We start from the raw sequence: 7,555 nt of genomic DNA on the forward strand, positions 1-7,555 counted from the left end.
CCCGAGGCGGATGCCGCCGTCGTACCCGTGCCCGAGGAACAGCCCGGCCACCGGGTCGGCGTGGGTCCGTGGGAGGGCCCGCTGCCCGAGGGCGATCATTGGGACCCGGAGCTGCTGGCCAACGGCGACACCCGCAACGTCGTCGACGAATACCGGTACTGGAAGCACGAGGCGATCGTGGCGGACCTCGATTCCCGCCGGCACCGTTTCCACGTGGCGATCGAGAACTGGCAGCACGACCTGAACATCGGCTCGGTGGTGCGGACCGCCAACGCGTTTATGGCCAAGGAAGTGCACATCATCGGACGACGGCGGTGGAACCGGCGCGGGGCAATGGTCACCGACCGCTACCAGCATGTGCGGCACCACCCCACCGTCGAAGAGTTCGTCGCATGGGCGCAGGGCGAGGGGCTGCGGATCGTCGGGATCGACAACTTCCCGGATTCGGTGCCGCTGGAGACCTACGACCTGCCGGCGGACTGCGTGCTGGTCTTCGGCCAGGAGGGTCCGGGGCTGACGCCGGAGGTCCACGAGGCCGCGGATGCGACGCTGTCGATCGCGCAGTTCGGCTCGACCCGGTCGATCAACGCCTCCGCCGCGGCGGCCATCGCGATGCACGCGTGGGTCCGCCGGCACGTGTTCAGCCAGAAGGTCTAGCGTCCGGGGCCGCGAGGCGGAACTTCACAGTTCTTTCTCCATGTCGCCGGACGGGTGGCGCTGGCTAGGATGGGACGTGGAGGCCTGAAGTCCTCGAAGAACTTGTCTCTCTATCAAGGAGTCCGCATGCCCATTGCAACCCCTGAGATCTATGCCGAGATGATCGACCGCGCCAAAAGCAGCGGCTTCGCCTACCCGGCCATCAACGTGACGTCGTCGCAGACGCTCAACGCTGCACTGCAGGGCTTCGCGGACGCCGGCTCGGACGGCATCATCCAGGTGTCCACCGGCGGTGCGGCCTACTGGTCGGGCGCCGGCGTCAAGGACATGGTTGCCGGTTCGCTGGGCTTCGCCGCGTTCGCCCGCGAGGTGGCCAAGAAGTACCCGGTCAACGTGGCCCTGCATACCGACCACTGCCCGAAGGACAAGCTGGACGGCTTTGTGCTGCCGCTGCTGGCCGAGTCCGAGGCGGCTGTCAAGCGCGGCGAGGATCCGCTGTTCCAGTCGCACATGTGGGACGGCTCCGCTGAGACGCTGGAGGAGAATTTGCGGATTGCCGAGGACCTGCTGGCCCGCACCGCGGCGGCCAAGATCATCCTCGAGGTGGAAATCGGCACCGTCGGCGGCGAGGAAGACGGCGTCGAAAACGAGATCAACGAGAAGCTGTACACCACGGTCGACGACGGCCTGAAGACCATCGAGGCCCTCGGCACCGGTGAGAAGGGCCGCTACATCACGGCCCTGACCCTCGGTAACGTGCACGGCGTCTACAAGCCCGGCGGCGTCAAGCTGCGTCCGGAGCTGCTGAAGCAGATCCAGGACGAGGTCGGCGCCAAGATCGGCAAGGAACGCCCGTTCGACCTGGTCTTCCACGGCGGCTCCGGCTCCTCCGCACAGGAAATCGCCGACGCCGTCTCCTACGGCGTGATCAAGATGAACGTGGACACCGACACCCAGTACGCCTTCACCCGCCCGGTGGCCGGCCACATGTTCGCCAACTATGACGGCGTGCTCAAGATCGACGGCGAGGTCGGGAACAAGAAGACCTACGATCCCCGCGTGTGGGGCGCTGCCGCCGAGAAGTCCATGGCCGCCCGCGTGGTCGAGGCCGCGCAGCAGCTCGGTTCGGCCGGAAAGTCGGTCAAGTAGCAGTGGCTGAATACCGCAAGAACCTGCTCGGCCCGGACGCCACGGAGCTGCCGGAAGAGACTGACGTGCTGGCCCGCCTGGACGCCGGGGACGAAGCGATCGACCTCGCAGCCAAGCACCCGTCGTCGTCCTTGGTCTGGGCCATCCTGGCCGATGAGGCCTTCGGCGAAGGCCGCACCGTCGAGTCCTACGCCTTCGCACGCGTCGGCTACCACCGCGGACTGGACGCGCTGCGCCGCGCCGGCTGGCGGGGCGCGGGCCCGATCCCGTGGGAGCATGAGCCGAACCGCGGATTCCTGCGCGCGCTCTATGCCCTCGGCCGCGCTGCCGCCGCCATCGGCGAGAGCGAGGAAGTCGACCGGATCAACAAGTTCCTCGACGAGTCGGACCCGTCGGCGAAGGCCGCTATCGAAGGCGCCTGAGCGATCAAACCGTTGTCCTGAAAGCGGGAGCTGCCCCAAACGGCAGCTCCCGTTTTCAGTTCACGCTCACGCCGGACGGCCATCTGTTGGCCCGTAGTGGCTGCTTTGAAGCCATTTTGCGGCGCCAATCCAGCCACTAAAGGCCAACAGATTCCAGACCTAAGGCCAACAGATTCCAGACTCACGTCCAACAGAATCCAGATGGCAGGCGGAGGGCCTGGCCGGGCGCGGCCGCTTCCTGCGGACCACTAGAATCGAGCGGGACTGCTTGAAAGGACTGTGTTGGCCAAGCTCTATTTCCGCTACGGCGCCATGAACTCCGGGAAATCCACCGGGCTGCTCCAGGTTGCGTTCAACTACGAGGAGCGCGGCCAGCGCGTGGTCCTTGCCAAGCCGCAAGTGGACACCAAGGGCGACAACGAGATCGTCTCCCGGCTCGGCGTGACCCGCGAGGCGGACTTCGTGATCCGCCCGGGGGAGCCGGTGCGCGAGCAGTTCCGCCGCATCGCCGCCGGGGAGGATCCGGACGCGCTGCTCGAGCGTGTGGAGGTCCAGCCGGTGGCCTGCCTGCTGGTGGACGAGGCGCAGTTCCTTGAGCCCGAGCAGGTCGACGACCTCTTCCGCATCGCCGTGCTGGACGGCGTCCCGGTCATCGCGTACGGCATCCGCACGGATTTCCGCACCCAGGCCTTCCCCGGCGCGCGCCGGCTGCTCGAGATCGCACACTCGCTCGAAGAGCTCAAGACGATCTGCCGCTGTGGGCGCAAGGCCGTCTTCAACACCCGCCGCGTGGGCGACGAGATCGTGTTCGACGGCGAGCAGGTGGCCATCGACGGCGAGGAAGTCTGGTACGAATCGCTCTGCGGCACCTGCTACCTGGAGGCCTCCGGCAGCAAGCTCGGCGCCTGAGCTTCGCAAGGGCTAACGACGGCGGCGTCCACCTTACGCGGCCGGCCCGCCCTGGCTGTGCCCGGCTACCCGAGCGGCGAGGCCCATGGCGTCGTAGGGGGCGCGGACCTTCACGTCGTTGTCGAAGTAGAGGTAGGCGTCCCGGCCCTTGCCGTCCGGACAGCCCGAGCCGTCCAGCCAGCCGCGCACCGTCTCCGCCCAGTGGTCCAGGTCCTCGTCCCGGTAGCCGCTGACGTAGAGCTCATCCTTGCCATGCAGCCGCACGTAGGTGAAGTCGGCGGTGATCTCGTGGAGCATCGGCCAGGTCCCGGCGCTGTCCGCGGTGACGAGCGCCGTGTTGGTCTGCCGCAGCTGCTCGTAGAACCGGTCGTCGATGAACGTGGGGCTGCGCACCTCCATTGCATGGCGCAGCGGCCGGTCCTCGGTCACGTCGAACCAGGAACGGTCCTTGACCTTGTCGGTGTGGTCGGATGCAAGGCGCGCCGCCGCCGTCGTTGTTTTGGGCAGCAGGGCGAGGAATTCTTCGACGACGGCGGGATCATAGGACAGGTTTTCCGGCGTCTGCCAGAGGAACGGGCCGAGTTTGGCGCCGAGGGACAGCATGCCGGAGGCGAAGAAGTTGGCCAGGGCCTCGCGCACATTGCGCAGCCGCTGCATGTGCGTGACGAAGCGGCCACCCTTGACCGCGAAGACGAACCCGGGCGGTGTGGCATCGCGCCACTGCTGCCAGCTGGAGGGGCGCTGGAGCGAGTAGAAGGAGCCGTTGATCTCCACCGAATTCAGGTGGCGGGCGGCGTACTCCAGCTCCTGCCGCTGGGGCAGGCCCTTGGGGTAGAAGGTGCCGCGCCATGGGGCGTAGCGCCACCCGGAAATGCCGATCCGTGCCACCGGCTGCTCTGCCGCCACACCCCGGACGCTACCGCAGGCGGGAGGGGACCGCCAGATTCCGGGGCTCTTTGGGTGTCCTTCAGCCGGTCCACGGGCGGGAAGGGGAGCCGGCATGGACCGTCACCAGGACGGCGGCTGTGGACAGAATTCCGGTTGCCGCCGGCAAATCGGCTAAACTTGGCAGGTAAGAGCCCCAGAACTCCGGCTGGAGTGCGGGGCGTTCTCATGCGTGGCAGGGGCTGCCGGCGGGCCGTCCTCCAACAGGCTCCCGCCGCATCGAATGGGGGAGGATCCCATGCCAGCAATTGTGATCGTCGGGGCCCAGTGGGGCGACGAAGGTAAGGGCAAGGCCACGGACCTGCTCGGCGGGCGAGTGGACTACGTGGTGAAGCCGAACGGCGGCAACAACGCCGGGCACACCGTCGTCGTCGGTGGCGAGAAGTATGAGCTGAAGCTCCTTCCGGCCGGCATCCTGAGCCCCAACGCCACCCCGATCATCGGCAACGGCTGCGTGGTCAACCTCGAAGCGCTGTTCGAGGAGATCGACGGGCTCGAGGCCCGCGGCGCGGACACTTCCCGCCTGCGCGTCTCCGCCAACGCGCACCTGGTGGCGCCGTTCCACCAGACCATGGACAAGGTGACCGAGCGGTTCCTTGGCAAGCGCGCGATCGGCACCACAGGCCGCGGTATCGGACCGACCTACATGGACAAGGTCGCCCGGCTGGGTATCCGCGTCCAGGACGTTTTCGATGAGTCGATCCTGCGCCAGAAGGTCGAGGGCTCGCTGCGCCAGAAGAACGAGCTGCTGGTCAAGGTGTACAACCGCCGCGCCGTCGAGGTCGACGAGGTCGTCGAGTACTTCCTCTCCTTCGCCGAACGGCTGCGCCCGCTGGTCATCGACTCCACCTACGTGCTGAACCAGGCGCTGGACGAGGGCAAGGTCGTGCTGATGGAGGGCGGCCAGGCGACCTTCCTGGACGTCGACCACGGCACCTACCCCTTCGTGACCTCGTCCAATCCGACGGCCGGCGGCGCCTCCGTCGGTTCGGGCATCGGCCCCACCCGGATCAACCGCTCCATCGGCATCATCAAGGCGTACACCACGCGCGTCGGCGCCGGCCCGTTCCCCACCGAGCTGTTCGACGAGATGGGCGAGTACCTGCAGAAGACCGGCGGCGAGTTCGGCGTGAACACCGGCCGGCCGCGCCGCTGCGGCTGGTATGACGCGGTGCTGGCCCGCCATGCCTCGCGGGTCAACGGCTTCACCGACTACTTCGTCACCAAGCTCGACGTGCTCACCGGCATCGAGAAGATCCCGGTCTGCGTGGCCTACGACGTGGACGGCGTCCGGCACGACGAGATGCCGATGACCCAGACGGACTTCCACCACGCCAAGCCGATCTTCGAGTACTTCGACGGCTGGACCGAGGACATCACCACGGCCCGGACCCTCGAGGACCTGCCGGAGAACGCGCGGAACTACGTGCTGGCGCTGGAGAAGATGTCCGGCACGCGATTCTCCGCCATCGGCGTGGGCCCGGACCGGGACCAGACCATCGTGGTGCGGGACCTGATCGCGGAGTAGCCGCGCTCCACGGCGGTGCGCAGCGAAGCCGCAGCGCACCGCCGTCGTACGCTCCCCTGCGCCCCGGCTGCCGGACTTGGGTAGTCTGGTTGGACAACCGCCAGCAGAGGGGAGCGCTCCAATGAAGGTCAGTGTCGGGCAGTTCGATCCGTCCGGAGATGTCAGCAGGAACCTCTCGGTCATGCGCAGCCTGGCCGAGGAAGCCAAGGCCGCGGGCGCCGGCTTGATCCTCTTCCCGGAAGAGTCCATGTTCACCATCGGCAAGGTCGAAGGCGAACTGGCCGCCGCCGTGGACCAAAACTGGAGCACGTTCGTCCAGCAGCTGTCCTTCATCGCCGCGCAGACGGGCATCGCGCTGGTCGCCGGCGGGTATGAATCCAGCGGCGAGGCGCGGCCGTACAACACGCTGGTCATCGTGGACGAGACCGGCCGGATTGTGGACACGTACCGCAAGCTGCACCTCTATGACGCCTTCTCCTACCAGGAGTCCCAGCGGATCAAAGCGGGCGACGGCGGACTGAAGCTCTTCGACCTGGGCGGCCTTCGCGTCGGGGTCATGACGTGCTACGACCTCCGCTTCCCGGAGATGGCCCGCGGGCTGGCGGACCAGGGCGCCGACCTGATCTGTGTGGCGGCGGCCTGGTTCAAGGGTGACCACAAGATCGACCACTGGGAGACGCTGCTGAAGGCCCGGGCGATCGAGAACACCTGCTGGGTCGCCGCAGCCGGCACCTCCAGCAGCCACACCGTGGGGCATTCGGCCGTCCTGGATCCCATGGGCGTGGTGCAGGACTACCTCAACGATGAGCCGCGCGGCGTGGTGACCGTGGATGTCACGCGCCGGCGGATCGACGAGGTCCGCGAGTTCCTCCCGGTGCTGCGCAACCGCCGGCTGGCCAGCACCGTCGAGGTCGTCGAAGCGCACTAACCGCCGCTGCGTTGGGTGGCCGGAGCGGTGCCGCCGGGCCTGTCGCGGCACCCTGACCGCCGCCTTTCCGGCCCGCCGAAAAGTTTTCCAAAAACTTTTGGCCCGAGCGTAACTTTCGCGGTGCCCCCGTCGATTACGTAGATGTAGAGGCCGCGTCGGAGCTTCCCCCCAACGAGCTCCGACGCGGCCTCGCGTATCCGCACAGTCGGCACGTGCCGGAAAGCAGCACCGGGCACACGGTGGAATGAGCGCAGCTATGATTAGGGTCGCCGCACCAATTGTGACGCTAAGGACCATCCGTGGACGCACCGTTGACAGACGAGGACCTGTCAACAGCTGTCTCCGGAAACGGGCCGGCTGCCGAGAAAATCTACCGCAGCCTGGCGCCCCAGGTGCTCGGCTACTTGAAGACCAAGGGACTCGAGGACCCGGAAGGGGCCGCCCAGGAAGTCTTCCTCACGGTCTTCCGGAAGCTGGGCACGGTGACCGGCGGCGTCCAGGGCCTGAGGACGTTCACGTTTTCGGTGGCCCACGCCCGCGCCGTCGATGCGACCCGCAGCCGGTCCCGCCAGCCGCAGCTGGCCGAGTACGACCCGGACACCGACGTCCGGACCAGCGCCTCGGCGGAACAGCTGGCCCTGACCGGCCTCGGCAGTGACGTCGAATGGCTGCTCGGAGCGCTGAATCCGGACCAGCGCGAGGTGCTCTCGCTGCGGATCATCGCGGACCTGCCCATCGACCAGGTGGCCCGGATCATGGACAAGTCCGAGGGCTCCGTGAAGCAACTGCAGCGCCGGGCGCTGGCGAAATTGAAGGATCTTGTCATGGACAGCCAAGTAGGAGAGGCACGATGAATACGCAGCGGCCCGAAGACGAGCTGGATGCATTGCTGTTCGGAACCGGGGACAGCATGGAACTGGCCCGAGCCCTGGCCTCGCTCCGTGACCTGGGCGCCGGTCCGGCCCCTGCGCCGTCGGCCGAGCTGGCCGCCTTCTTCGGGCCGGCGGCCGCCTCCAA

Annotated in this window: 8 protein-coding genes; 7 read left to right on the plus strand and 1 reads right to left on the minus strand. The window is 67.4% G+C overall.

Going from position 1 to position 7,555, the window contains the following annotated elements:
• Positions 1-27 precede the first annotated feature (27 nt).
• The 4 genes from D477_RS00900 to D477_RS00915 all read left to right on the plus strand — a co-directional run bounded on the left by D477_RS00900 (position 28) and on the right by D477_RS00915 (position 3,137).
• Complete coding sequence (locus D477_RS00900) at positions 28-657, plus strand: TrmH family RNA methyltransferase (protein WP_043845105.1); 630 nt, start codon at positions 28-30, stop codon at positions 655-657.
• A 126-nt stretch (positions 658-783) separates the two neighbouring features.
• Positions 784-1,806, plus strand: coding sequence for a class II fructose-bisphosphate aldolase (gene fbaA / locus D477_RS00905; protein ID WP_005266353.1), 1,023 nt, complete (start codon positions 784-786; stop codon positions 1,804-1,806).
• A 2-nt stretch (positions 1,807-1,808) separates the two neighbouring features.
• Positions 1,809-2,228, plus strand: coding sequence for a DUF3151 domain-containing protein (locus tag D477_RS00910; RefSeq protein ID WP_005266367.1), 420 nt, complete (start codon positions 1,809-1,811; stop codon positions 2,226-2,228).
• A 282-nt stretch (positions 2,229-2,510) separates the two neighbouring features.
• Positions 2,511-3,137 (plus strand): thymidine kinase, encoded by a 627-nt coding sequence (locus tag D477_RS00915; protein ID WP_005266369.1) that lies wholly within the window; start codon positions 2,511-2,513, stop codon positions 3,135-3,137.
• 33 nt (positions 3,138-3,170) lie between these two features.
• Here D477_RS00915 and D477_RS00920 read toward each other — a convergent pair whose 3' ends face one another.
• The gene (locus D477_RS00920; protein WP_005266370.1) at positions 3,171-4,043 is read right to left on the minus strand and encodes a DUF72 domain-containing protein; all 873 of its coding nucleotides are present in this window, start codon (positions 4,041-4,043) and stop codon (positions 3,171-3,173) included.
• 277 nt (positions 4,044-4,320) lie between these two features.
• Between D477_RS00920 and D477_RS00925 the strand changes: the two genes are divergently transcribed.
• From D477_RS00925 to D477_RS00935, 3 genes are all read left to right on the plus strand, one after another.
• Entirely contained in the window at positions 4,321-5,610 is a 1,290-nt protein-coding gene (locus D477_RS00925) for an adenylosuccinate synthase (RefSeq protein ID WP_005266372.1), read from the plus strand.
• 121 nt (positions 5,611-5,731) lie between these two features.
• A complete protein-coding gene (locus D477_RS00930) occupies positions 5,732-6,538 on the plus strand; it encodes a carbon-nitrogen hydrolase family protein (RefSeq protein WP_005266377.1) in 807 nt (268 codons plus the stop codon).
• 299 nt (positions 6,539-6,837) lie between these two features.
• A complete protein-coding gene (locus tag D477_RS00935) occupies positions 6,838-7,392 on the plus strand; it encodes an RNA polymerase sigma factor (RefSeq protein WP_005266379.1) in 555 nt (184 codons plus the stop codon).
• The last annotated feature ends 163 nt before the right edge of the window (positions 7,393-7,555 follow it).

The sequence above is a fragment of the Arthrobacter crystallopoietes BAB-32 genome (genome assembly GCF_000328305.2).
Taxonomy (GTDB): Bacteria; Actinomycetota; Actinomycetes; order Actinomycetales; family Micrococcaceae; genus Crystallibacter; species Crystallibacter crystallopoietes_A.

What these genes read in the sequence shown, in the direction of transcription:
- fbaA (WP_005266353.1), top strand. Translation starts at nt 784, where the DNA reads ATGCCCATTGCAACCCCTGAGATCTATGCCGAGATGATCGACCGCGCC.
- D477_RS00925 (WP_005266372.1), top strand. Translation starts at nt 4,321, where the DNA reads ATGCCAGCAATTGTGATCGTCGGGGCCCAGTGGGGCGACGAAGGTAAG.
- D477_RS00930 (WP_005266377.1), top strand. Translation starts at nt 5,732, where the DNA reads ATGAAGGTCAGTGTCGGGCAGTTCGATCCGTCCGGAGATGTCAGCAGG.